Source organism: Burkholderia pulmonis (genome assembly GCF_984667975.1).
Map to the genome: position 1 here is coordinate 1,516,558 of NZ_OZ480186.1, position 24,380 is coordinate 1,540,937.

Below are 24,380 nucleotides of genomic sequence, written 5' to 3' on the forward strand. Positions count from 1 at the left end.
GCCCGTTACGGAATCAGCCACTCGCGACGCCCGTCCGCGTGCTCGATACGTTCGCCGGCGATGTGCAGGCGCTGATCCCGCCGGTAGTCGTAGACCGCACGCGACGCCGCCAGCTGGTCGAAATCGAGCGCGACCGCGTGACGCGATTCGGTATTGCCGGCTTCGAAGATCACGTTGCCGAACGGATCGACCGCGAGGCTGCCGCCCGCGAACACGACGTCGTGCGTGCTGCCGCCGACGCGGTTGGCCACTGCGGCGAACACCTGGTTTTCCATCGCGCGCGCCGACACGGACGTGCGGTGAACGGGGCGGTACGGCTCCATGTTGCCGTCGGTCACGAGGATCAGCTGCGCGCCGAGCGCGGCGAGCGCACGGCCGGGTTCCGGGAATTCGCTGTCGTAGCAGATCAGCAGGCCGATCCGCACGCCGCGCCATTCGACGGTCGCATAACGGTCGCCGGGCAGCACGATGCCGTGCTCGCTCACCCAAAGGTGTGTTTTGCGATAGCGCAGCGCGATGCCGTCGGGCGTGACGAACACGGTCGTGTTGTAGAAGCGGCCGTCATCGTTCTCGATCAGCCCGACCACGACCGCGACGTCGCGCTCACGCGCAGCCGCGATCACCGCGCCGACGCTCGGGCCGTCGAGCGGTTCGGCAACCTCTGCGAGATTCGACGGATCGAGAAAACCGGTGAGCTGCGCTTCCGGAAACATCACGATGTCGGTGCCGGGCGCGCAGGTCGCGATCGCGTCGAGCGTGCGCTGCAGATTGTAGTGCGTGTCGCCGTCGCGGCCGGCGAGCTGGACGATGTCGAGCTTCAGTTTCATGGGCGGGTTCGGTGGCGGTGGCCCGTCGCGGTACGCGGCGGAGCGGTTGGAACGAGGGCCCAGTATGCGCCGAACCGTGCGATTTCCCATCCCGCCGATGCGTTAACCCGTCGGGGGTATTGATCTTGCGGCAGGCCGCCGATCGTCACGCACCCGTCTGCGCGTTCAGGAACAGCGAGAACAGCTCCGACTGCGAATTGATCGCGAGTTTCGCGTAGAGGTTGCGCCGGTGCACCTTGACCGTTTCCGCCGAAATCGCCAGCTTGTTCGCGACTTCCTTGTTCGAGCAGCCGCTCAGGATCAACCGGATCACGTCGAGTTCGCGCGCGGTGAGCGGGGTGCCGAGCCGTGCCATCGCGTGCTCGAAGCGATCCTGCGCGCCGGCGCCGGCCGGGCGCGGCGGCGTGGCGTCGGCCGGCGTGTGCTCGTACGCGAGGCGCTGGCGCATCAGCGCGACGACCCATGGCCGCACCAGGTCGAGGAGCGCCACCTGGTCGGGGCTGAAGCGCCGCTTGCTGCCGAGCGACAGGCACAGCGTGAGCGTGTCGTCGAGCACGACGTTGAACTGCACCTCGTCCTCGACGACGTTGTGCGTGAAATAGCGCGTGTAGTACTCGGTGTCGCGAAAGCACTCGGGCGCGACGTCGGACAGCCGGAACAGGCCGCTTGCCGGCGCGTCGCGGTTCGCGATATAGAACGGATCCAGCAGGTACAGGCCCTGCACGTAGTCGCGGAACAGCGGGTCCGGGCCGCCGCCTTCGTACGCGCATTCGGCGAACACCTGCGGGCGGCCGTCGCCGAACATCAGCGCGACCCAGCTGTCGACCGCGACGTATTCCTCGATCAGCCGGACCAGCGACAGCCAGAAGCCCGGCTGGTCGAGCGACTCGATGAGCCGCCCGACCGAGCGGTGCCAGGCGATGTCCTGCAAGGTCAGGTTCATGCGTGTGTCCATGTCGGGCCGGCCGCCCGATGCTTGCGGTGGCGCGCCGTGCGTGTACGCTACGGCGTCGCGGGCCGATTCCCGCGTGCATCGAACGGAGCCTGGGGTGAAGAACGAGATCGTAACGCCGGCCGGCGCGAATGGCGAGGCCGGGCGTCGTGGCCGGTGCGCGGCACGCGCGATGCGTGCCGTGCTGGCGTGCGCCGGCGCGCTGGCCGTGCAATCGGCGGCCGCTGCGCCGCCGGCGTCGTGCGACGCGCAACTGACGGCGCTGATCGTACCGGCGCTGCGGCAGACCGCGATGGATCGCCGCGACATCCGCGCCGACGTGGACGAGCGCGACGGCCATGTCTACCGCATCCGGCTGTTCACGATACCCGAGCATCCCGGCACGCCCAACCGCGACGCGACGATCGGCTGGGTGACGCTCGATACGCAGGCGATGCGCGCGTTCGACATCACGCGCGATCCGGACCGGCCGGACGTGCTCACGCTCGACCGGCGCGCGCTGTCGCGGGCCGTGTCGGCGTGTGAAGCGCCGGCGGCACCGGTGCGCAGCGCGGTCGATTGCGACGCGCTGAACCGCCGGGCACAGGGGCAGGGTGATTATGTGATGGGCAGCGACGCCGGGCGTGTCGTGACCGGCAACGGGCGGTTGCCGTTCTTTTCCGCGCCGGACGACGCGTGCCGGATCGACGGGCTGTTCGTCGTCGCGCACGACCACGTCGACACACGGGCCGAATACGGCCGTTTCACGTCGGTCGTCTACCTGAATCCGCGCACGCGCGGCATCGCCGAAGGGTGGGTGGCGACCGCGCGGCTGAAGCCGGACGGCACCGGCATCGCGCCACGGCAGCCGTGATCGTCCGCGCCCGCTCCATCCGCCATTCATCTTCCCGACCAGAACGCACCTCGTCATGACCGTCCCGCACCGGAACCCCCGTCTCAAGCCGTCCGCCGCCTCGCTCGCTGCACTGGGCGCACTCGCGGTACTCACCATGCTCTCGGCGCTGTCGCCCGTTTATGCCGCCGAGCCGGTCCAGCCCGACCGTCAGTTGAAGGCCTTCATCCACGACGCTTACGGCAAATGGCGCGCGGACCGCAAGGGCTGGCAGGCGGACGGCGGCGATTTCATCTATTCGGCGTGCGGCTCGCTGCGCGTCGCGACCGCGGACGGTGCGCGCACGCTGCTCGCGATGTGCGGCGAGACCGAAGCGGCCGTGCAGGACGGCATGCCGGGGATGGATTCGGACGGTACGGCCGGCACGATCGACCTGTACGTGCTGAAGCCGGCGGCGGACGGCAGGACGCTCGAGCCGGTCGTGAAGAAAACGGAGATCGCGTCGGGCAAGCGCGGCGAGCCGGGCACGGTGCGCATCGAGCGGCTCGGGCCGCACCTGTTCGGGTTCGTGATCGGCGACGGGATCACGCTGCAGGGCTACACGCAGGCGAGCCGGTCGATCTGGCTGCCGTACGGGAAGGCGATCGTCGAAGCGGCGGTGCGCATCAACGAAGCGCTCGACAACACGGGGTCGCTCGATTGCGCGAATGCGAAAGCGCACTGCGAGAGCCGCACGTTCACGATCGTGCCCGACACGACGGGCACCGGCGACGTCTATCCGCTGACGGTCACGGAAACGGGCGATCGCGGCGACCGGGACATTCACGCGCGCTACACGGTGAAATTCGACGCGGCGCGCGGCCGCTACATCGTGCCGAAGGCATTGCGCGAAGGGTACTGATCCTTCGCGCACGGATACGGGCGGCGTTGCGCCGCCCGCGCGTCACACGTACAGGTAGCGGACGAGGTGAAAGAACACGGGCGCCGCGAAGCAGATCGAGTCGACGCGGTCGAGCATCCCGCCGTGGCCCGCGATCATCGAGCCCCAGTCCTTCGTGCCGAGCGAGCGCTTGACGGCCGACAGCACGAGCCCGCCGACGAAGCCCGCGATCACGATCGCGAGCGAGATCCCGAATGCCGCACCGAAGCTGAACGGCGTCACGCGGTACAGCGACGCGCCGCACAGCGTGGCCAGCAGGCCGCCGCCGATGAAGCCTTCGATCGTCTTCGACGGCGACAGTTGCGGCGCGATCTTGCGGCGTCCGAACAGCTTGCCGACGACGTATTGCAGCACGTCGCTGATCTGCACGACGAACAGGAAGAAGAACAGCAGCAGTGCGTTCTGTCCCGTGTAGTGCGGAATGTCGAGGATCAGCACGGCCGGCGCGTGGCTCAGGCCGTACACGCACACCATCAGCGCCCAGTTGATCTTCGCGTTGCGGCTCAGGAATTCGCGCGTGTCCTGCGTGAGCGCCGAGACGAGCGACATCGCGAAGAACAGGTGCACGGGCACGAAGATCGAATACATCCCGTACCAGTTGATCCCGAGCAACAGGTACTGCACGGGGATCGCGACGAAGAACGCGATGAAGAGCGTCGTATGGTCGCTCGCGGTGGTCGGCGTGAGCGTGATGAATTCGCGCAGCGTCAGGTACGACAGCAGCGCGAACACCAGGTACGTGACGTTGTTGCCGAGGCCGATCGCGATGGCCATGATCGCGATCATCGCCCACCACGCGCGGATGCGCTGGTTCAGGTTGACGATGGTCGAGCTCTGGCCGCCGCTGCGCGCGCCGAGGATCGCGCCGATCACGGTCGCGACGACGAGCACGCCCGTGACGCCCGCGACCAGTTCCCAGAAGAGGGTTCGCATGTTGATGTCCGGAAAAGGGAGAAGGGGGCGCCGCGGTCAGCCGGCGGGCCGCTGCGGCGGCGCGAGCGCGACGATCGCGTCGCGCATGCGGGCGAGGAAGGTCGGCTTGTCTTCGTCGCCGCCGAGCGCGTCGTTCGCCCCGAAATGCACCTTGCAGATCAGCGGCACGGGCCAGATCGCGCCTTTCGGCATGATGCGCTGCAGGTTCTCGAGGTAGACGGGCGCGAGCGCGACGTCCGGGAACTCGGTCGCGAGATGGAACAGCCCGCTCTTGAACGGCTGCGGCAGCACCTCGGCGCCGCGCGTGCCTTCCGGGAAGATGATGATCGAGTGGCCCTGCCGCAGCGCGTCGCGCACGGGGTCGAGCGGGTCGCCGCCGGATTCGCGGTGGCGGTCGATCAGCACGACGTTCAGCAGCTTCTGCGCGATGTGGCGCTTCGTGTCGCTGCTGTCCCAGTAGTCGCGCGCGGCGACCGGCCGGACGACCGCGCGCACGTTGCGCGGCAGCGCGGCGAGGATCGCGAGCGTGTCGATGTGGCTCGTATGGTTCGAGAAATAGATCTTCTGCGTCGGGGACGGCGGCGCCTGATGCCAGACCGGATACGCGCCGGCGACGAGCCGCACGATGGACAGCAGGAAGTCGCGCTGCCAGACATTGAGGATGTTCATCGGCGCGGCGCCTCCTGCCTGCATGCCCGGCCCGCGGCGCAGGCGCGGCGGGCGGAACCCCGGAATGCCGGCGCGGCAGGATGCGCGCCGGACGGCTCTTGTTTAAATTTTTTCAAATTCGTGGCTGCCTGTCGCAGGTCCGCGATAATCGGACGATTCGCCGTCGCACGCTGATGCGTCGCGGCGAAAGCGCCGGTCGGCGGCGTGATAATCGGCTGTTGCACGAGTGCCCGTCTGCAGTTCGAAGCGATCTCGCTGCGCCCGGGCCAGCGGATTATCGCGAGTTTCGCCGAAAAACGCCAGATTGGCGCCGCGCGGGCGGGCCGGGCCGCATGCTTGACGCATCGGAGCCGCTCGGCGACGATGGGGGCCGTCCAATGAAGGCCGACGCAGGCCGTTTCGCCGCCCGGGGCATGGCGGCGGGGAAACGCAACCGAGACCGTGCCGCGCCAATAAAACGATGAGCCTCTACGCACTCAAACCCAAATTCCAGGACCGTCTGCGCCCGTTCGCGAATTCGCTCGCCGAGCGCGGCGTCACGGCCAACCAGGTCACGCTGTTCGCGGCGGGCGGCTCGATCGTCGTCGGCGCGCTCGCCGGGCTCGGCGTGTTTGCCCGCGCGCTGTTCCTGCTGATTCCGCTGTGGCTGTTCGCGCGGATGGCGCTCAACGCGATCGACGGGATGCTCGCGCGCGAGCACGGGCAGAAGAGCAGGCTCGGCGCCTACCTGAACGAGCTGGGCGACATCGTGTCCGACGTCGCGCTGGTGCTGCCGTTCCTCGCCATTTCCGCGTTCGCTCCGGCGGACGTCTGGCTGTTCGCGCTGACGGCGGTGATCGTCGAATGCGCGGGGCTGATCGGCCCGCTCGTCGGCGCGACGCGCCGCTACGACGGCCCGTTCGGCAAGAGCGACCGGGCGCTGGCGCTCGGCGCGTTCGCGCTGTGGATCGGCCTCGGGTTCCCGGTCGGCAGCGTCGCCGCGTGGCTGTGGCGGCTGCTGATCGTGCTGTCGATCGTGACGGCGGTGCGGCGCGTACGGGCCGGTATCGCCGAAGCGGGCGGCTGACGGGCAGGGCGCCGGAGGGTGGCGCCGCACAATTCCAATAACGAAACGAGAGAAAACGCATGAGCGCACGCACGGCACGTGAGGCCGACTTCATCACGCACGACGGCGAATCGCTGTTCTATCGGCACTGGCCCGCGACCGCCGCGCCATGCCGCGGCGCGATCGTGCTGCTGCATCGCGGCCACGAACATTCGGCGCGCGTCGCGCACCTCGTCGACGAGCTCGACCTGCCCGATTTCGCGTTCTTCGCATGGGACGCGCGCGGCCACGGCCGCTCGCCGGGCGCGCGCGGCTACAGCCCGAGCGCGGCCGCGTCGGTGCGCGACCTGCAGACCTTCGTCGAACATATCCGCGACACGCACGGCATCGCGATCGAGGACATGGCGGTGGTCGCCCAGAGCGTCGGCGCGGTGCTCGCGGCCACCTGGGCGCACGACTACGCACCGCCGATCCGCGCGCTCGTCGTCGCGTCGCCGGCGTTCCACATCAAACTGTACGTGCCGTTCGCGCGGCCGGGGCTGCGGCTGATGCACAAGCTGCGCGGGCTGTTCTACGTGAACAGCTACGTGAAGCCGAAATTCCTCACGCACGATCCCGAGCGGATCGCGAGCTACGCGTCCGATCCGCTGATCACGCGGCCGATCGCGGTCAACATGCTGCTCGACCTGCACGACACCGCGCAGCGGATCGTCGCCGATGCGGCCGCGATCACCGTGCCGACGCTGCTGCTGATCTCGGGCGCCGACTGGGTCGTGCATCGCGGCCCGCAGGACCGCTTCTTCGAACGGCTCGGCGCGGCGCGCAAGGAGCGCATCGTGCTGCCGGGCTTCTATCACGACACGCTCGGCGAGCGCGACCGCGCGCAGGCGCTCGCGCCGCTGCGGGCGTTCGTGCTGCGCGAGTTCGATGCGCCGAGCCCGCGCGTGTCGCTCGCGGATGCCGACCGGCGCGGCGCGTTCCACGACGAATACGCGGCGCTCGGCCGGCCGCCCGCGAACGTGTTCGCGCGGGCGTACTGGGCGCTCACACGCGCCGGCCTGAAAGCCGGCGGCGCGCTGTCGGACGGCATCGCGCTCGGGCTGCGGCTCGGCTTCGATTCGGGCTCGACGCTCGACTACGTGTACCGCAACCGCGCGCAGGGGCGGCTCGGCGTCGGCGCGCTGATCGACCGCACGTACCTCGATTCGCCGGGCTGGGTCGGGATCCGCCAGCGCAAGGTGCACCTGCAGGAACTGATCGGCGCGGCGATCGGCCGACTGCGCGGGCACGGCTCGCCGGTGCGGATCGTCGACATCGCGGCCGGCCACGGGCGCTACGTGCTCGACGCGATCGCGACGGCCGCCGAGCGCGACGGCGCGGCGCCCGACGACATCACGCTGCGCGACTACAGCCCGCCGAACGTCGAGGCCGGACGCGTGCTGATCGCGCAGCGCGGCCTCGATCCGATCGCGCGCTTCGAGCGCGGCGACGCGTTCGACGAGACGTCGCTCGCGACGCTCGAGCCGCGCCCGACGCTCGCGATCGTGTCGGGCCTGTACGAGCTGTTCGGCGAGAACGCGCTGATCGAACGCTCGCTGCGCGGGCTCGCGCAGGCCGTGCCGCCGGGCGGCTATCTCGTCTATACGGGGCAGCCGTGGCATCCGCAGCTCGAATTCATCGCGCGCGCGCTGAACAACCACCGCGGCGAATCGACCTGGGTGATGCGCCGCCGCTCGCAGGCCGAGATGGACGAGCTCGTCGCGCGCGCGGGTTTCCGCAAGCTCGACCAGCGGATCGACGAAATGGGCATCTTCACGGTCAGCCTCGCGCAGCGGGTCGACGCGTCATGAGCGCGCTCGGCGGCGGCGCGGGCGGCCTCGCCGAGCCGGCGGCCGCCGGCGTGCGCGACGCGTCGTTCGCGCTGCGCTTCGGCTGGCTCGCGGTGATGGGCGCGGTGTTCTTCTCGTCCTACGGCTTCGCGAACTGGCTCGCGGCGCGTCGCGCGGCGGTGCCGACATTCGCGTTCGGCTGGGAGCACGCGATCCCGTTCGTGCCGTGGACGATCGTGCCGTACTGGTCGATCGACCTGCTGTATGCGCTGTCGTTTTTCTTCTGGACGCGCCGCGACGATCTGCTCGATCACGTGAAGCGGCTGCTGACCGTGCAGCTGGTGTCGGTCGCATGCTTCATCTCATGGCCGCTGCGCTTCGGGTTCGAGCGGCCCGACGCGGGCGGCGTGGCCGGCGCGCTGTTCACGCTGCTGATGGGCTTCGACAAGCCGTTCAACCAGGCGCCGTCGCTGCATATCGGGTTGCTCGTCGTGCTGTGGGCCGTCTATGCGAAGCACCTGCGCGGCCCGCTCGCTCGCGCCGTGCTGCATCTGTGGTTCGCGGCGATCGGCGTGTCGGTGCTGACGACCTACCAGCATCACGCGATCGACGTGCCGACCGGTGCGGCCGTCGGCTGTCTCGCGCTGTTCCTGTTTCCGCTGCGCGATGCGGCGGGCCGGTTGCCGGGCGCCGAGGCGGCGCCGGGCGCGGCCGGCCGCGCGCTCGCGCGTCGCTATGCGCTCGGCGCCGTCCTGGTGACGCTCCTGGCCCTGTGGTGCGTGCCGCGCGCACCGGGCTGGGCGCTGGCGGCAGGATGGATCGCGCTGGCGCTCGCGTGCGTCGCGTGGGCCTACCGGCGGGGCGCGCCCGGCGCGTTCCAGAAGGATGCGCACGGGCGTTTCCCGGTCTTCATCCGCTGGCTGTTCGCGCCGACGATCGCCGGCGCGTTCGTCAATTCTCGGCTGTGGACGTTCCGGCAGCCGGCGCCGGTGCGGATCGACGAACGCGTGTCGATCGGCCGTACGCCGACGACACGCGACATCCGGCGTCACGGCTTCACCGCGCTGGTCGACCTGACCGCCGAGATGCCGCGCTGGGCGTCGGCGGATGCGTCGCTCGCGTACGCGTCCGTGCCGCAGCTCGACCTCGTCGCGCCGACGGCTGCACAGCTCGCGCAGGCCGTCGCGGCGCTCGAGCGCCTGCACGGGGAAGGGCGCGACGTGCTGGTCTGCTGCGCGCTCGGTTACGGGCGCAGCGCGCTGTGCGCGGCCGCGTGGCTCGCCGCGCGCCGCGGGCTGGATGACGCGCGCGATGCGCTGGCCGCGGTGCGCGCGGTGCGGCCGCACGCGGTGTGGTCGGATGACGGTGTGGCCGTGCTGCAGCACTGGATCGATCGCCGTCGCGACGCGGGGCGTGCGTGATGCGCGATCCGTCCGCTCCGTTCAGGATTGCCGCCGCGCGCGGCGCGCTCGATGGGGGCGCATGGGCGATCGCGGCCGCGCTGGCCGCGGCCGGGGCCGGCTGGTGGATCGCGGCGGGCTGGGCGCCGGCGACGCTCGGCCGCGTGCTGCTGGCCGTCGTCAGCACGGGGTCGGGCATCGCGGCGCTGTGGTACGCGGTGCGCATCGAGATCGACCGCCGGCTGTTCGCGGCGCTCGCGCGGGCGGCCGCGGGCGACGGGTCGGTCGACGACGGGCTCGCGGCGCTCGACCGCGCGCTCGCCGATCTCGGCTGGATCGACGCGACGAAGGCCGGGCGGGCACTCGACGCGCGCGTGCGCGGCGCGGTCGGGCTGTGCCGGGCCGGCGTGCTCGTCGCGATCGTGCAGTGGCTTGCCGTCGGGATCGCGCTCGCGGTGCCGCAGATCGGCTAGGGCCGGCGCAAGCCCGTTATTAGCGTGAACAGGCCCTGACGGCGGCCGTCGGGCGTCACGCCTGCGCGGTGCGCTGCGACCGCGTCCGCTTGACTTCGTACATCGCCTGGTCGGCGTGCTCGATCAGCGCATTCATGTCGGTACCGTCTTCGGGCAGCATCGCGATCCCGACGCTGACGCCGAGCCGCAGCGCATGTCCCTCGAATTCGAACGGTTCGCCGACCTGCTGCGCGAGCCGCGTGCTTTGCGCGTGCGCATCGTCGCGGGTGCCGATGTTCGGCAGGATCACCGCGAATTCGTCGCCGCCGACGCGCGCGACCGTGTCCGAGCGCCGCACCGCACCCTGCATCCGCGTGGCGATCGCGCGCAGCGCGGCATCGCCCGCGCGGTGGCCGAGCCCGTCGTTGATCGGCTTCAGCCCGTCCATGTCGATATTGAGAATGCCGAGCCGGCCGTTCGCGCGCAGCGCCGTGTGCATCGACTGGCGCAGGCGGTCGTAGAACAGCGCGCGGTTCGGCAGGCCCGTGAGCGCGTCGTGCGTCGCGCGCAGATACAGCTCGTTCGCCTCGTTGCGCGCCGCGTGGAACATCGCGGCGGCGATCAAATCGGCCGTCAGCCGCAGCGTGCCGGCGTCGGCCTGCGAGAAGCCGTCGACGTCCGGCGACATCACCTTCAGCACGCCGACCGTCGTGTCGGCATGCGTGAGCGGCATCACGAGCATCGAGCGCAAGCCGACCCGGCGGCACGCATCGCGATCGACACGCGGGTCGGTTTCCGAATCGATGCAGTGCAGCAATTGGCCTTGCTGCACGCACAGGCCCGACAGGCTGCCCGAGCGCTGCAACCGCAGCCCGAGCATCCCGGCGGCCGTACCCGACGCGGCGCGGTACACCATGTCGTCGCCTTCGGCGAATTCGACCGCGGCGGCGCTGGCGCCGGTGAGCTGCGGCACCTGCTCGGCCACATAGGCCATCACGCTGCCGAGATCGAGGCCGAGTTTCGCGATTTCGGTCTGCGCCGCGATGATGCGCAGCAACGTGTCGGGGGACGGGGTGGCGGGGTCGACGATTTGATTCAAGTCAGTTTTCCATGAAAGAAAGCACGTCCGGCGTCGCGGGTTTGCGGTAGCATACGCGCCGCTTCGCGGCAGCGCGTTCCGGGGCGGTCTGCAGCGGACCGCCGCGGGCTTGCCGCACCGCGCCGGCAGTATGCCGTTCGGCCCGTCGGGCGACAACGGCGCAATTCTTACCATTCGTACCGCCTGCGCAGCATTTCCGACCGGATTGAGGTTTTTTTCGCTTCGTCGTCGCGAATCGGCGCTGGTTTTGTCCTATTTTTGAGATAGTGTGACGAATGGGCGTGCACCGGTGCCAGGCGCGCGCAGCACGATGAAAGGCGATTAAAGAATTCGCCGCATCGTTTCGATAATTGAATCAGGCCAGTCAGTCATATATGAGGGGAAGCAGTGGGGATGTTCACTCACGGGCATAGCTGCTTTGCGCGCGTCGATTTCGACGCGATTGATGACCACCGGAAGATCCGGAAGATCCGGACGCAACGGAGCGGCGCATGAAGCCGGCCGCGTCGTTGTTCGTCCTGTCGGTCGCCATGGTCGGCGCTTTCCACGCGGCCGCGTTGTCGGCCGCGCCGATGCCGGCGGTGCCGGCAGCCGCTTCGGCGCCCGCTGCCGGTCCGGCGGCGCCAGGCGACGCAGCCGCGCCGGTGCTCGCGACCGCGCCGGCGGCGGCCAGCACGCCGGCCGCCGGCCTGTCGGCGACGACCGTGCATCTGCCGTTCGCGTCGCTCGGTGCGTTCGATCCGCTGCGCCTGCGCGGCGCCGACGACGCGCGCACGATCAACGCGGGCGTGCGGCTCGACCGCGTGGTCACGGGCGCGCGATTGCGCCTGACCTACGCGTATTCGCCGTCGCTGGTGTTCCCGATGTCGCACCTGAAGGTGTCGGTGAACGGCGAGGTGATCGCGACCGTCCCGTTCGACGCCGCGCGCGCGGGCCGCACGGTCACGCAAGAGATCCCGATCGATCCGCGCTACTTCTCCGATTTCAACCAGATCGGCCTGCGCCTGATCGCGCATTACACGCTCGACCATTGCGAGGATCCGGCGAACTCGGCGCTGTGGGCCGACGTGAGCCCGACGAGCGAACTGATCCTCGACGAATCGCCGGTGCGCCTGCCGAACGATCTCGCGCTGCTGCCCGCGCCGTTCTTCGACCGGCGCGACAACGGCCGCGTGCGGCTGCCGTTCGTGCTGCCGGCCACGCCCGATTCGGCGACGCTGCGCAGCGCGGGCGTGCTCGCGTCGTGGTTCGGCGCGCTGGCCGACTACCGTCATGCGCGCTTCCCGGTGTCGTCCGCGCTGCCGGCCGACGACCAGGCGGTGGTGGTCGGCACGGCCGCGACGCTGCCGGCCGGCCTCGCGCTGCCGCCGGTCAACGGCCCGCTGCTCGCGGTGGCCGACAACCCGGCCGCGCCGGGGCGCAAGCTGCTGGTCGTCACGGGCCGCACGGCGGCCGAGGTCGACGACGCGGTCGCGGCGCTCGTGCTCGGCCGTGCGGTGCTGTCGGGGCCGGCGGCGACGGTCGCGCACGTCGATCTCGGCGCGCCGCGCAAGCCGTACGACGCGCCGCGCTGGCTGCCCGTGAACCGGCCGATCACGTTCCGCGAGCTCGTGAACGATCCGCGCCAGCTGGAAGTGCGCGGCACGACGCCCGACGCGATCCGGCTGAACCTGCGCGTGCCGGCCGATCTGCATTCGTGGAACGGCGCGGGCGTGCCGATCACGCTGCGCTACCGCTACACGGCGCCGACCGTGCAGGACAACTCGACGCTCGCCGTCGAGATCAACGACCAGCTCGTGAAGTCGTACCGGCTCGGGCCGGCCCATGCCGAGGACGCGCACGGCCGCATGCAGCTGCCGCTGCTGTCGGTGCCGGAAGGGCGCGTGACGAGCGACGTCGACATTCCCGCGTTCCGCGTCGGCAGCGGCAACCAGCTGCAGTTCCGCTTCACGCTCGACTCGCAGAAGACGGGCCTCTGCTCGAGCACGGCCACCGAGCCGCAGCGTGCGGCGATCGATCCCGATTCGACGATCGACTTCTCGCACTTCGTCCACTACGCGCAACTGCCGAACCTCGCGTTCTTCGCGAACAGCGGTTTCCCGTTCACGCGTTTCGCCGACCTGTCGCAGACCGCCGTCGTGCTGCCCGACCGGCCGTCGCCGCAGGAACTCGAGGCCTACCTGACGATGCTCGGCCACATGGGCGAATGGACCGGCTACCCGGCGCTGCGCGTGCAGGTCGCGCGCCCCGGCGACGTCGCCGCGCTGTCGGGCAGCAAGGATCTGCTCGTGATCGACGGCTCGCCCACGTCGCCGCTGCTCGCGCGCTGGCGCTCGGCGCTGCCGCTCGCGATCGGCGAGCAGGGCGGTGCGGGCGGCGGCGCGACGCGCGTCGCGTTCACGGTGAAGGAGCGCTGGCGCAACGGCGTCGGTCTCGCCGACGGCGGCGCGCATATCGAACAGACGGGCCCGCTCGCGGCGCTCGCCGGGTTCGAGCTGCCGGGCAGTCGCGGCCGCAGCGTCGTCGCGCTGACGGCGACCGACCAGCCGCGTCTCGGCGATCTGCTCGACGTGTTCGAGAACGGCGGCCTCGTGTCGCAGCTGCAGGGCGACCTCGCGGTCGTGCGGCCGGGGCAGGTCGACAGCCTGCGGGTCGGCGAGCCCTACGTGGTCGGCTTCGTGCCGTGGTATGCGCGCGTGTGGACCCATGCGGCGCGGCATCCGGTCGTGCTCGGCGCGGTCGGCGTGGTCGCGGGGCTGCTGCTCGCGCTCGGCGTGTTCAGCGTGCTGCAGAGAATCGCCGCGCGTCGACGGGGGATGTAACGGATGGCGCGGGCAATGACGAAGCGACGGGCAGCGCAGCCGGCGCGGCGTGTCGGCGCGACACTCGCGCTGGCGGTTGCGGTGACGTGCGCGGCGGCCGGCATGGCCACGCGTGCGCACGCCGCGGGGGCCGCCGCGACCGATGCGGGCACCGCGGGATGCAGCGCGGCCTGGCCGCGCTGGGACGCGTTCAAGCGCGATTTCATCTCGGCCGACGGCCGTGTGATCGACGTCGGCTCGGCCGATTCGCGCACGGTGTCGGAGGGGCAGGCGTATGGACTTTTCTTCGCGCTGGTCGCGAACGACCGGCGCATGTTCGACACGATCCTCGCATGGACCGAGAACAACCTCGCGCAGGGCGACCTGAGCGCACATCTGCCGGCGTGGCTGTGGGGTCGTGCGCCCGACGGCGCGTGGCGCGTGCTCGACGCGAATGCGGCATCGGACGCCGATCTGTGGATCGCGTATGCGCTCGTCGAAGCCGGGCGGCTGTGGCACGAGCGCAGCTATACGGCGCGCGGCGCGCTGCTCGCGAAGCGCGTGCTCGACGACGAGACGGCGACCGTGCCGGGGCTCGGCCTCACGCTGCTGCCGGGGCCGACCGGATTCAGGCTCGCCAACGGCCAGTTCCGCGTGAATCCGAGCTATTCGCCGCCGCAGGTGATCCGCGCGCTCGGCGCGCGCCTGCCCGACGACCGCCGCTGGGCCGCGCTGGTATCCAGCACCGGGCGCGTGCTGCTCGACACGGCGCCGAAGGGCTTTTCGCCCGACTGGGCGCTGTATCGCGCGGGCACCGGCTTCGGGCCCGATCCGGAGACCCACGCGGAGAGTGCGTACAACGCGATCCGCGTGTACCTGTGGGCCGGCATGCTCGATCGCGCCGATCCGCTCGCCGCGCCGCTGCTCGCGCGCTTCGCGCCGTTCGCCGACTACATCGCCGCGCATGGCGCGCCGCCGGAGAAGGTCGATACGACGACGGGCGTCGCCGGGCCGAACGACGGCAACGGCGGGTTCTCGGCGGCGGCCGTTCCGTTCCTCGACGCGCGCGGCCAGCGCGCGCTCGCCGATGCGCAGGCCGCCCGCGTCGATACGCTCGCGGGCCAGTCGGCGCCCGGTTACTACACCAGCGTGCTGACGCTGTTCGGCCTCGGCTGGCGCGACGGACGTTACCGGTTCGGTGCGGACGGCACGCTCGACGCCCGCTGGGGAGGCCGCTCGTGCGCCGCCCGCTGAAGCGCGCCGTGCCGCACGTCGCGGGATTCGCGTGGCTCGCGTCGTCGGTGTGCGCGGCGGCGCCGGGCACGGTATCCGGCACGGCGATGGCGAGCCCCGCGACGCCGGCGACTTCCGCTTCCGCCGATGCGCAGCGCCAGCTCGACACCGCGCGGATGTGGGGCGTCAAGCATCGCGACGACCTGGCGCGCGATGCGCTGCGCAAGGGGCTGCTGATCGCGCCGGGCGATCCCGAGCTGCTGGCCGAACAGGTTCGCGTACTGCTGCGGCTGGGCGACGCGAAAGGCGCGCAGGCATCGCTCGCGCGGCTGCAGGCACAGTCGCCGAATGCGCCCGCGACGCGGCGGGTGGCCGACGAATACCGCGTCGCGACGAGCGGGCGCGGCGAGATGGCGCAGATCCGGCTGCTCGCGCGCAGCGGTCGCACCGACGAGGCGGCACGGCGGATCGTCGCGCTGTTCCCGAACGGCGCGCCGTCGGGTGCGCTCGGCGCCGAGTATTACCAGATCGTGTCGAATGCGCCGGGCGGACGCGAGCCGGCGATCGCCGCGTTGCGTCGCTCGGTCGCGGCCGATCCGCAGGATACGAGCGCGTCGATCGCGCTCGCGCGGTTGCTGAACCAGCGCGCCGATACGCGTCCGGAAGCGAACCGGATCGCATGGTCGCTCGCGAAGCGCACCGACGCCGACCATACGGAAGCGATGGCGCTGTGGCGGCGCGTGCTGCAGTCGGCCGGCAGCGATCCCGCGTATCTCGATGCCTTGCACGCGTATCTCGCGCTCGTGCCGGACGACACCGAATTTCGCGACCGCGTCGCGGCACTGGATCAGCAGCGCGACGCACAGCGCCGGCTCGAACGCGATCCCGACTACATCGCACAGCAGCGCGGGCTGCAGGCACTGTCGCGCGGCGACCTGGCCGCTGCCGATCCGCTGCTCACGCGCGCCGCGCGTGCGCGTGCGGACGATGCCGATGCGGTCGGCGGGCTCGGCCTGCTGCGCCTGCGCGAAGGCCGGCATGACGAAGCGCGTGCGCTGTTCACGCGGGCTGCGTCGCTTTCGTCCGACCAGCGCGGCAAATGGCAAGGCCTCGCGCGCACCGCGCAGTTCTGGGGGCTGCTCGCGCAAGGCCGCGAGGCGGCCAACGCGGGGCGGCCGCAGGATGCGGAGCGCGCGGCACGTGCGGCGCTCGCGATGCAGCCGGGCAACCCGGACGCGAAGCTGCAGCTTGCCGATGCGCTGCTCGCCCAGCGCGACTGGGCGCACGCGGAGCCGTTGTTGCGCGAATTGCTGGCGGCGCGTTCGCCGAACCTGTCGGCGATACGCGGCACGGCCACGCTGTATGAAAACACCGGCCGCGCGGACCGGATCGGCCCGCTGCTCGACGCGCTGCAAGGGCGCGTGACCGGGCACGACGATCGCCGCGCGCTCGACGGCCTGCGGGCCGACCTGCTCGCGGGGCAGGCGCGTGCGCTGGCCGACAAGGGCGAGCGTGGGCCGGCTGCGCAACGCTATGAAGCGGCCGTGCGCGCAGCGCCCGACGCGGCGTGGACACGCTTCGCGCTCGCGCGCCTCTATCGCGACATGGGGTTGCCGCAGCTCGGCCGCACGGTGATGGACGACGGGCTCGCGCAGAGCGATACGCCCGAGATGCGCTACGCGACCGCGCTGTACCGCAACTCGCTCGACGATGTCGCGGGCGCGCAGGCCGCGCTTGCCCCGGTCGACGACGCGCACCGTTCGGACGGCATGCGGGCGCTGGCGCGCAAGCTCGATGCCGAGCGCGCGCTGGCCGATGCACGCGGGGCCCTCGCGCGCGGCGACCGCACGGCATTTGCCTCCGCGCTCGCCCAGGCGCAGGCGAGCGCGCCCGACGATCCCGACATGCTCGCCGCGATCGGCGCGCAGTGGATCGACGCGGGCGAACCCGATCGCGGCCTCGCGCCGCTGCACGACTGGATCGCCGCGCATCCGCGCGAAGCCGATGCGGACGTGCGGTTGCGCTATGGCGACCTGCTCGGCAGCGCGGGGCGCGACGACGCGCTCGCCGCGTGGCTCGACACGCTGCGCCGCGAACCGTCGCTGACACCGGCGCAGACGACGCGGCTCGAGGATCAGTCGCTGCGGCTCGTGCTGCGGCAGACCGACGACGCGATCACGCAACAGGATTACGCACGGGCGCGCCAGCTGCTCGATCGCGCGAGCCCGGCCGGCCGGGCGGACAAGCGCTATGCGCTCGAACTGGCCGATCTCGAGCGCGCGCAGGGCCACTACGGCGCGGCGCGCGACGCGCTCGCGCCAGTCGTGGCGCGGTCGCCCGACGATGCCGATACGCAGCTCGCGCTCGCGCGGATCGACGAGGACAGCGGCAACCGGGCCGCCGCGCTCGCCCGCGTGCAGGCCGTGCTGGCACGCACGCCGGACGACGACGTCGATACGCAACTGTCGGCCGTACGCCGCCTGAACGCGCTGCGCCGTCCGGAGGAGGCCGCGCAGGTGACCGACCGGCTGCATGCCGCGTATCCGGAGCGCGCCGACGTGACGGTCGCCGCCGGGCGCGTGGCCGAGGCGCGCGGCCGTTATGACGATGCGGCGTCGCTGTACCGGATGTCGCAGTCGCAGGAGCGCGCGACGGGCGTGAGCCCGGGGCGCGACGGGCTCACGCCCGCGCAGGCCGCGTTCGCGGATCTCGAGCAGCGCCGCAATCCCGAGATCGAAACCGGCTGGACGCCCGCGTACAAGTCGGGCGACGAAGGCATCTCGTCGTATCGCGCGCAGCAGGTGCCGATCTACATGCAGATGCCGATCCGTTACGACGGGCACGTGTTCGCGCAGATCGACACCGTGCATCTCGACCCGGGCACGCTCGATACGAGCGACCCGAATGCGTATTCGCTGCAGACGTTCGGCACCTACGCGGCGCTCAAGGCGCTGAACGGGCTGCCGCCGCCGTTCCACCTGACCCAGCCGGCCGCCGCGCTGATCGCCAATCCGCCGGGTTCGCTGCACCAGTCGATGACGGGCGTCGCGCTCGGCGCCGGCTACCTGTCGGATGCGTGGCGCTTCGATCTCGGCACGTCGCCGCTCGGGTTCCCGGTGCACTACCTCGTCGGCGGCGTGCGCTATCGCTTCGACGCGGGCCCGGCGAGCTTCAGCGTGAATGCGTCGCGGCGCCCGGAAACGAGCAGCGTGCTGTCGTACGCGGGGATGCGCGATCCGTGGTCGGGCGCCGTCTGGGGCGGCGTGCGTCGCGACGGCGTGAACCTGCGTGCGTCCGTCGACGTCGGCCGCACGAACCTGTTCGCGGAACTCGGCGCGGGCGTGCTGTCCGGCCGCAACGTCGAGCGCAACGCGGAAGTCACGCTGCGCACCGGCTTCACGGTGCCCGTGTACGAACGCGCGACGATGAAGGTCAGCACCGGGCTCGTCGGCAACGCGTGGCACTACGCGGAGAACCTGCGCTACTACACGTACGGGCAGGGCGGTTACTACAGCCCGCAGCGCTACCTGTCGCTCGGCGTGCCGATCGAATGGGCGGGGCGGCACGATGCGCTGTCGTGGGACCTGACCTTCACGGGCGGGATCTCGAACAGCTACGAGAAGGATTCGCTGTACTACCCGACGTTCTCGGACCAGCGGGCGGCGCAGGTGGCGGCCGGGTTCGTGTACGCGGGCAGCTCGACGCGCGGCGTGTCGTTCTCGTACGGCATCAACGGCATCGTCGAGTACCGCGTGAACCCGCACCTGAGCATCGGCGCGCAACTGCAGGTCGACCGGTCGCACGACTACGCGCCGAGCTCGGCGCTCGTGTACCTGCGCTATGCGTTCGAAGCCCGTGCGCAACGCAGCTGGCTCGTCACGCCGACGCCGGTTCGGCTCTATTCGGATTACTAGGGGAACGTCGTGAATACGGAAATCGATGCCACCCGCCCCGCGCTCGGCGCCGCCGGCCTGCTGGGCCGCCTGCGTGCGCTGCTTCGCACGGGGCCGGCCGGCGGCCGTGTCGGCGTACTGAGCCGGCTCGCGATCGACGGCTTGCCCGATGCGTGGACGCAACTCGAAGCGGGCGGCCTGTACGCGATCTACGCGGCCGGCGCCACGCCCGCGTGCGATGCGCTGGTATGGGAAAGCGCGCGCCAGGCGCGCACGCGCGACGTGACGGTCGTGCTTGCCCGCGATGCGGCACGCGTCGCCGACCAGATGGCGTCGCTCGGTTTCGCGGGCGGCGCACAGCCGGCCGGCTGGCCGCGCAACCTGAACGTGCTGGCAATGCCGCCGGCAGCCGAGCCGGCCGCCGACGATATCGGCGGCGGCGCGACCGGCGGTGCGCCGCGTCGCACGGCGCCGGGCCCGTTCGCGCGGCTGACCGGCGGCCTGCGTGCGATGAAGCGCTATGGTTTTCGGGCCCGTTCGCTGTATTTCGTCGAGGGTGCGCAGCGCTGGTTCAGCTGGGACGATCCGGCCGCACTCGCGGAAGAAGCGCATGCGCTGGCCGACTGGTGCCGCACGCGCCGGATCGCACTCGTGCTGCTGCTCGATCCCGAAGCGGCGCGTGCTGGCGACGACGCGCGCACCGACGATGCACCGCTCGTGCGCGATGCGGATCGCACGCCGCGCAGCGGCTTCCACGGCATCTGCTCGGGCGTCGCGCAGTTGCAGCGTACGCACGGCGAGCTGTTGTGGGTCGTCGATTTCTGGCGCGCGGGCGACACGCTTGCGGCCGGCGAGGTGCGACCGCTGCGCTTTGCGCCCGGCGGCCGGCTGTCGGCGAGCATCGACGGCGGTGCGACCGAGCCGGCGCACCGGATGAAGCTCGCGAGCGACGAGGATCGCGTGGTCGTCAGCCGCGCGGTGCTCGAAGGCACCAATCGCATGCCCGGCGACTGGGAAATCGTCGAAGACAATGCGGCCGTCGTCGCGGCGTGCGCGCACGCCCAGGCCGCGACCGCGGTGCTTGCGTTCCGCTCGCATGCGCAGCTCGAAGGGTTGTGCGCGGACGTGCACGCGCTGCGCCGGCAGTGCGGCGGCGCGCTGAAGATCGCCGTGGTCGAGCGCGGCGAAGTGCTGCGCCAGCAGTTCGAAATGCTCGTGCTGAGCGTCGGCGCGAACCGCGTCGTCGCGCGCGACTTGCCGGTCTCGCGGATGCAGGCCGCCGTGCACGCGCTGCGCGGCCAGCTCTACGCGCGGCCCGTCGCGCCCGACTATCGTGCGGCGCTTGCGGCCGCGCTCGGCGATTCGGTGCTCGGCTATCTGCCGGTCGGCGCGTTCTGCCTGCGCATTCGCGCGGTGCTCGATCGCGGCGCGGTACTCGCGCTGCCGCACACGCTCGTGAAGATCACGCTGCTGCCGGGCGTGTCGCACGTCGACGCGTTGCGGCACTGCCGCCCGCGCCGCGCGGGCGACGTCGTGACGGCCGATCCCGGGCACCTGTTCGTGTTCCTGTTCGCATGCGAGCCGGCCGACGCCGACGACGCGCTCGCGCGCATCTTCGACGTGCCGGTCGATACGCTGTCCGACCGCGTCGTGTGTCTCGGGCAGGGCAGCATCGACACTGAGCTCGATGCGCTGAAGGCCGAGAACCGGCGCGCACCGATCGCCGACTACAGCGACCTGTTCGCGGCGACGCACCCGGGGGGCGCCGCGCGCGCGCCGGTAGTCGACACGAGCCAGGTGAGCGACGCGATCGACGCGATCGACGCCATCGATGCGATCGTCGCACTCGATGCGATCGCTGCGCCGCCGGCGCCGCATCCCGTCATTCCCGCCGCGCGTGCGCGCGGCGCTACCCGCAGCGCGATGCCGCTGCGCAAGCAGGGGGGCGCATGATCGCCGTACTCGTCATCGGTTTCATCGTCGGCATCGTGGTTGCGGTGCCGGTGTGGATCGTCGCGCAACACCTCGGCATCGGCCGCGGCTTCCATGCGCCGCGCGGCCTCGACCGGCGCGATGCGGTGCCGTGCGAGCTCGTGCCCGTCGCGCTGCGCGGCCGCTTGCTGCCCGGCGCCGGCGGCGACAAGGCGGTGCGATGAAGACGATCGCCATGACGTCGACGACGGGCGGCGCGGGCCGCACGACGCTGGCCGCCGCGCTCGCGGTGCTGCTCGCGCGCCGCGGCCGCCCGGTCGTCGCCGTCGAATTCGATGCGCAGAACCTGATGGGCGCGACGCTCGGCCTCGACACGCTGGCCGAGCACGGCCTCGCGCAGACCGTGCTCGGCGGCGCCGAGGCGTGGCATGCGCATACGTGGCGCAATGCCGATGGCGTGCTGTTCGTGCCGTACGGGCAGGTCGATGCGGCCGGCGCCGCCGCGTGCGATGCGCGGCTCGTGGCCGATCCCGCATGGCTGTCGCGCGCGCTCGACGAGATCGCGCTGCCGGCCGACGGCGTCGTGCTGGTCGACACCGCACGCTACCCGTCGCCGCAGGCCGAGCAGGCGGTTCGCCGCGCGGACCTGACGCTCGTCGTCGTGCCGCCGGAGCCGATTGCCTGCGCGACGACGGCCGCGCGGCTCGGCGCGCTCCGGGCGGGCGGCGGCGAACTGCAGATCATCGTGAACCGGCTGAATCCGGCGCGCGACATGCAGCGCGACGCGCTCGCGATGCTGCGCGCGGTCGCGGGGCCGGGGGCGATGCTCGAGCAGCGCATCCATGTCGACGCTGCCGTGCCCGAAGCGCTCGCACGCGGCAGCTGGATCTTCGACGACGCGCCGTATTCGCAGGCGTCGCATGACCTGAACGGCGTCGCGAACTGGGTCGATACGTGGCTGACGGCCGCCGCCGGCCGTGCCGGAGCGACGCGATGAACGCCGCGTTCGCGTCGCGACTGCGCACGTTCGGCCGCCGGGCGGCCGACTGGTGCGCGCGCGGCATCGGGCTGCCGGCGGAACGCACGCTGGCCGACTGGTTCGTGCGGCTGTTGTTCCACGCACCGCCGCCCGGCCGGCCCGATTACGTGCGCCGCTGGGTGCGCGTCGGGTTCCTGCGTCTCGCGCACGAGTGGGGCGTGCTGCAGCCGCTGAGCGTGCGCGAATGGCTGTGGCGCGCGATCGTGCGTGCACCGCGCGCGGCCGACGGCCGGCCCGTGCGCGATCCGCTTGCGTGGTTCGACAAATACGTCGTACCCGTCTACGTGGCCGGGCGCGCGGTTGCCCGACGCATCGACGCGGTGCTCGAGCGCCTGCCGTGGGCGCGCTGGGGCGGCTGGCTCGACGCGCGCGCGAACGGCGTGGGGCGGCACCGCTGGCTCGCGCCGCTGCTGCTGCTGGCCGGCGCGGTGCTGTGGGCCGCGGCCGGGATGTCGCCGTTGATGCCGAGCGCACAGTTCGCATTCTTCGCGATCGTCGCGGTGCTGGCGCTCACGCTGCGTCGCCTGCCGGGCCATCTGCCGACACTCGCGCTCGCATCGCTTGCGCTGCTCGCGACGGTGCGCTACGTGTGGTGGCGCACGACGCAGACGCTCGATTTCCGCGGCCCGGTCGAGGCCGTCGCGGGCTACCTGCTGTACGGCGCGGAAGCCTATACGTGGATGATCCTGCTGCTCGGCTTCGTCCAGACCGCATGGCCGCTCGACCGGCCGATCGTGCCGCTGCCCGACGACCCCGACACCTGGCCGACCGTCGACATCTACATCCCGACCTACAACGAACCGCTGTCGGTCGTGAAGCCGACGGTGTTCGCCGCGCAGAGCATCGACTGGCCGTCGGCGAAGCTGCGCGTGTACCTGCTGGACGACGGCCGGCGCCCCGAGTTCGCGGCGTTCGCGGCCGAAGCCGGCATCGACTACCTGACGCGCGACGACAACCGTCACGCGAAAGCCGGCAACATCAACCGCGCGCTGCCGAAGACCCACGGCGAATACATCGCGATCTTCGACTGCGATCACGTGCCGACGCGCTCGTTCCTGCAGACGACGATGGGCGTGTTCCTGCACGACCCGAAGTGCGCGCTCGTGCAGACGCCGCACCATTTCTTCTCGCCCGATCCGTTCGAGCGCAACCTCGGCACGTTCCGCGAGATCCCGAACGAGGGCAACCTGTTCTACGGCCTCGTGCAGTCGGGCAACGACCTGTGGAACGCGACGTTCTTCTGCGGCTCGTGCGCGGTGCTCAAGCGCAGCGCGCTGGAAGAGGTCGGCGGCGTCGCGGTCGAGACGGTGACCGAGGATGCGCACACGGCGCTCAAGCTGCACCGGCGCGGCTATACGTCGGCGTACCTGCCGACCGTGCAGGCGGCCGGCCTCGCGACCGAAAGCCTCGCGGGCCACGTGAAGCAGCGCACGCGCTGGGCGCGCGGGATGGCGCAGATCTTCCGCATCGACAACCCGTTCTTCGGGCGCGGGCTCGGCCTGATCCAGCGGATCTGCTACGGCAACGCGATGCTGCACTTCTTCTACGGGATTCCGCGGCTGGTGTTCCTGACGATCCCGCTCGCCTACCTGTTCTTCCACCTGTACTTCATTAACGCGTCGTCGCTCGCGCTCGCGAGCTACGTGATCCCGTACCTCGTGCTCGCGAACGTCGCGAACTCGCGGATGCAGGGGCGCTACCGCCATTCGTTCTGGGCCGAGGTCTACGAATCGGTGCTTGCGTGGTACATCGCGCTGCCGACCACCGTCGCGTTCTTCAGCCCGAAGCACGGCAAGTTCAACGTGACTGACAAGGGCGGCAAGATCGACGAAGGCTACGTGGACTGGTCGACGTCGAAACCGTATCTGGTGCTGTTCGGGCTGAACGTGCTCGCGATCCTCGCCGGCCTGTGGCGGCTCGTGGCCGACCAGGGCGACGAGGCGTCGACGATCCTGATCACGCTCGGCTGGACCGTGTACAACCTCGCGATGCTCGGCGCGGCGCTGGCCGTTGCGCGCGAAACCAAGCAGGTGCGCGTCACGCACCGGATCGCGATGCGGGTGCCGGCGATGCTGCTGCTCGCCGACGGTTCGACGGCCGCGTGCTTCACAAGCGACTATTCGACCGGCGGCCTCGGGCTCGAAGCGGTGCCGGGGCTGCCGCTCGCCGTCGGCGACACGCTGACGGTGTGCGTGACGCGCGGCGACCGCGCGTTCCCGTTCCCGATACGCGTGACCCGCGCGACGCCGACCCACGTCGGCGTGAGCTTCGAGGCGCTCTCGCTCGAACAGGAGCGTCAGCTCGTGCAGTGCACGTTCGGCCGTGCGGATGCGTGGCTCGACTGGCATGAGGGCGAGCGGCTCGACACGCCGCTCGGGGGGCTGAAGGAAGTGCTGCGGATCGGGCTGGACGGTTACGTACGGATGTGGAAGGGTGCGGCGCGCGGCCTGCAGGCGATGCTGGCGCCGAAACTCGATCGGGCGCGCGACTGACGCGGCGCTCAT

At 71.2% G+C, this 24,380-nt stretch carries 19 protein-coding genes; 13 read left to right on the forward strand and 6 right to left on the reverse strand.

The window, feature by feature from the left end:
- Positions 1-5: 5 nt before the first annotated feature.
- Positions 6-827, reverse strand: coding sequence for a carbon-nitrogen hydrolase family protein (locus AC5LXK_RS07100; protein ID WP_493390935.1), 822 nt, complete (start codon positions 825-827; stop codon positions 6-8).
- Between the two features lie 145 nt (positions 828-972).
- Positions 973-1,770, reverse strand: coding sequence for a LuxR C-terminal-related transcriptional regulator (locus tag AC5LXK_RS07105; RefSeq protein ID WP_493390936.1), 798 nt, complete (start codon positions 1,768-1,770; stop codon positions 973-975).
- 106 nt (positions 1,771-1,876) lie between these two features.
- Here AC5LXK_RS07105 and AC5LXK_RS07110 point away from each other — a divergent pair, with 106 nt between their 5' ends.
- Together AC5LXK_RS07110 and AC5LXK_RS07115 are read left to right on the forward strand one after the other, a co-directional pair.
- Positions 1,877-2,632 (forward strand): hypothetical protein, encoded by a 756-nt coding sequence (locus tag AC5LXK_RS07110; RefSeq protein ID WP_493390937.1) that lies wholly within the window; start codon positions 1,877-1,879, stop codon positions 2,630-2,632.
- 55 nt (positions 2,633-2,687) lie between these two features.
- The gene (locus tag AC5LXK_RS07115) at positions 2,688-3,512 is read left to right on the forward strand and encodes a topoisomerase IV (protein WP_493390938.1); all 825 of its coding nucleotides are present in this window, start codon (positions 2,688-2,690) and stop codon (positions 3,510-3,512) included.
- A 42-nt stretch (positions 3,513-3,554) separates the two neighbouring features.
- Here AC5LXK_RS07115 and AC5LXK_RS07120 read toward each other — a convergent pair whose 3' ends face one another.
- From AC5LXK_RS07120 to AC5LXK_RS07130, 3 genes are all read right to left on the reverse strand, one after another.
- Positions 3,555-4,484, reverse strand: coding sequence for a phosphatidate cytidylyltransferase (locus AC5LXK_RS07120; RefSeq protein ID WP_493390939.1), 930 nt, complete (start codon positions 4,482-4,484; stop codon positions 3,555-3,557).
- A 36-nt stretch (positions 4,485-4,520) separates the two neighbouring features.
- The gene (locus AC5LXK_RS07125) at positions 4,521-5,153 is read right to left on the reverse strand and encodes a lysophospholipid acyltransferase family protein (protein ID WP_493390941.1); all 633 of its coding nucleotides are present in this window, start codon (positions 5,151-5,153) and stop codon (positions 4,521-4,523) included.
- 102 nt (positions 5,154-5,255) lie between these two features.
- Positions 5,256-5,498: a hypothetical protein gene (locus AC5LXK_RS07130; protein WP_493390942.1), complete on the reverse strand. Its 243-nt coding sequence runs from the start codon at positions 5,496-5,498 to the stop codon at positions 5,256-5,258.
- 115 nt (positions 5,499-5,613) lie between these two features.
- Between AC5LXK_RS07130 and AC5LXK_RS07135 the strand changes: the two genes are divergently transcribed.
- The 4 genes from AC5LXK_RS07135 to AC5LXK_RS07150 are packed head-to-tail and all read left to right on the forward strand — an operon-like array spanning position 5,614 to position 9,900.
- Positions 5,614-6,219, forward strand: a complete 606-nt coding sequence (locus AC5LXK_RS07135; protein ID WP_493390943.1) for a CDP-alcohol phosphatidyltransferase family protein — start codon at positions 5,614-5,616, stop codon at positions 6,217-6,219.
- A gap of 59 nt (positions 6,220-6,278) precedes the next feature.
- Positions 6,279-8,048, forward strand: a complete 1,770-nt coding sequence (locus AC5LXK_RS07140; RefSeq protein ID WP_493390944.1) for a bifunctional alpha/beta hydrolase/class I SAM-dependent methyltransferase — start codon at positions 6,279-6,281, stop codon at positions 8,046-8,048.
- The gene (locus AC5LXK_RS07145; protein WP_493390945.1) at positions 8,045-9,448 is read left to right on the forward strand and encodes a phosphatase PAP2 family protein; all 1,404 of its coding nucleotides are present in this window, start codon (positions 8,045-8,047) and stop codon (positions 9,446-9,448) included. Before AC5LXK_RS07140 ends, AC5LXK_RS07145 begins: the two co-directional genes overlap by 4 nt.
- Entirely contained in the window at positions 9,448-9,900 is a 453-nt protein-coding gene (locus tag AC5LXK_RS07150) for a hypothetical protein (RefSeq protein WP_493390946.1), read from the forward strand. The genes AC5LXK_RS07145 and AC5LXK_RS07150 overlap by 1 nt, the downstream gene beginning before the upstream one ends.
- A gap of 55 nt (positions 9,901-9,955) precedes the next feature.
- Here the strand turns inward: AC5LXK_RS07150 and AC5LXK_RS07155 are convergent, their stop codons facing one another.
- Positions 9,956-10,978, reverse strand: coding sequence for a diguanylate cyclase domain-containing protein (locus tag AC5LXK_RS07155; RefSeq protein ID WP_493390947.1), 1,023 nt, complete (start codon positions 10,976-10,978; stop codon positions 9,956-9,958).
- Between the two features lie 491 nt (positions 10,979-11,469).
- Here AC5LXK_RS07155 and bcsB point away from each other — a divergent pair, with 491 nt between their 5' ends.
- The 7 genes from bcsB to bcsA are packed head-to-tail and all read left to right on the forward strand — an operon-like array spanning position 11,470 to position 24,368.
- A complete protein-coding gene (bcsB, locus tag AC5LXK_RS07160; RefSeq protein WP_493390948.1) occupies positions 11,470-13,800 on the forward strand; it encodes a cellulose biosynthesis cyclic di-GMP-binding regulatory protein BcsB in 2,331 nt (776 codons plus the stop codon).
- 3 nt (positions 13,801-13,803) lie between these two features.
- Positions 13,804-15,033, forward strand: a complete 1,230-nt coding sequence (bcsZ, locus tag AC5LXK_RS07165; RefSeq protein ID WP_493390949.1) for a cellulose synthase complex periplasmic endoglucanase BcsZ — start codon at positions 13,804-13,806, stop codon at positions 15,031-15,033.
- Entirely contained in the window at positions 15,018-18,926 is a 3,909-nt protein-coding gene (locus AC5LXK_RS07170) for a cellulose synthase subunit BcsC-related outer membrane protein (RefSeq protein ID WP_493390950.1), read from the forward strand. The genes bcsZ and AC5LXK_RS07170 overlap by 16 nt, the downstream gene beginning before the upstream one ends.
- A 9-nt stretch (positions 18,927-18,935) precedes the next feature.
- A complete protein-coding gene (bcsE, locus tag AC5LXK_RS07175) occupies positions 18,936-20,858 on the forward strand; it encodes a cellulose biosynthesis protein BcsE (protein ID WP_493390951.1) in 1,923 nt (640 codons plus the stop codon).
- Positions 20,855-21,061 (forward strand): hypothetical protein, encoded by a 207-nt coding sequence (locus tag AC5LXK_RS07180; protein WP_493390952.1) that lies wholly within the window; start codon positions 20,855-20,857, stop codon positions 21,059-21,061. The genes bcsE and AC5LXK_RS07180 overlap by 4 nt, the downstream gene beginning before the upstream one ends.
- A complete protein-coding gene (gene bcsQ / locus AC5LXK_RS07185; RefSeq protein ID WP_493390953.1) occupies positions 21,058-21,834 on the forward strand; it encodes a cellulose biosynthesis protein BcsQ in 777 nt (258 codons plus the stop codon). Before AC5LXK_RS07180 ends, bcsQ begins: the two co-directional genes overlap by 4 nt.
- Positions 21,831-24,368: a UDP-forming cellulose synthase catalytic subunit gene (gene bcsA / locus AC5LXK_RS07190; RefSeq protein WP_493390954.1), complete on the forward strand. Its 2,538-nt coding sequence runs from the start codon at positions 21,831-21,833 to the stop codon at positions 24,366-24,368. Before bcsQ ends, bcsA begins: the two co-directional genes overlap by 4 nt.
- The last annotated feature ends 12 nt before the right edge of the window (positions 24,369-24,380 follow it).

What these genes read in the sequence shown, in the direction of transcription:
- bcsZ (WP_493390949.1), top strand. Translation starts at nt 13,804, where the DNA reads ATGGCGCGGGCAATGACGAAGCGACGGGCAGCGCAGCCGGCGCGGCGT.
- AC5LXK_RS07145 (WP_493390945.1), top strand. Translation starts at nt 8,045, where the DNA reads ATGAGCGCGCTCGGCGGCGGCGCGGGCGGCCTCGCCGAGCCGGCGGCC.
- bcsB (WP_493390948.1), top strand. Translation starts at nt 11,470, where the DNA reads ATGAAGCCGGCCGCGTCGTTGTTCGTCCTGTCGGTCGCCATGGTCGGC.
- AC5LXK_RS07140 (WP_493390944.1), top strand. Translation starts at nt 6,279, where the DNA reads ATGAGCGCACGCACGGCACGTGAGGCCGACTTCATCACGCACGACGGC.
- AC5LXK_RS07100 (WP_493390935.1), bottom strand. Translation starts at nt 827, where the DNA reads ATGAAACTGAAGCTCGACATCGTCCAGCTCGCCGGCCGCGACGGCGAC.
- AC5LXK_RS07115 (WP_493390938.1), top strand. Translation starts at nt 2,688, where the DNA reads ATGACCGTCCCGCACCGGAACCCCCGTCTCAAGCCGTCCGCCGCCTCG.
- bcsQ (WP_493390953.1), top strand. Translation starts at nt 21,058, where the DNA reads ATGAAGACGATCGCCATGACGTCGACGACGGGCGGCGCGGGCCGCACG.
- AC5LXK_RS07130 (WP_493390942.1), bottom strand. Translation starts at nt 5,498, where the DNA reads ATGCGTCAAGCATGCGGCCCGGCCCGCCCGCGCGGCGCCAATCTGGCG.
- AC5LXK_RS07105 (WP_493390936.1), bottom strand. Translation starts at nt 1,770, where the DNA reads ATGAACCTGACCTTGCAGGACATCGCCTGGCACCGCTCGGTCGGGCGG.
- AC5LXK_RS07150 (WP_493390946.1), top strand. Translation starts at nt 9,448, where the DNA reads ATGCGCGATCCGTCCGCTCCGTTCAGGATTGCCGCCGCGCGCGGCGCG.
- bcsA (WP_493390954.1), top strand. Translation starts at nt 21,831, where the DNA reads ATGAACGCCGCGTTCGCGTCGCGACTGCGCACGTTCGGCCGCCGGGCG.
- AC5LXK_RS07125 (WP_493390941.1), bottom strand. Translation starts at nt 5,153, where the DNA reads ATGAACATCCTCAATGTCTGGCAGCGCGACTTCCTGCTGTCCATCGTG.
- AC5LXK_RS07135 (WP_493390943.1), top strand. Translation starts at nt 5,614, where the DNA reads ATGAGCCTCTACGCACTCAAACCCAAATTCCAGGACCGTCTGCGCCCG.
- AC5LXK_RS07120 (WP_493390939.1), bottom strand. Translation starts at nt 4,484, where the DNA reads ATGCGAACCCTCTTCTGGGAACTGGTCGCGGGCGTCACGGGCGTGCTC.
- AC5LXK_RS07180 (WP_493390952.1), top strand. Translation starts at nt 20,855, where the DNA reads ATGATCGCCGTACTCGTCATCGGTTTCATCGTCGGCATCGTGGTTGCG.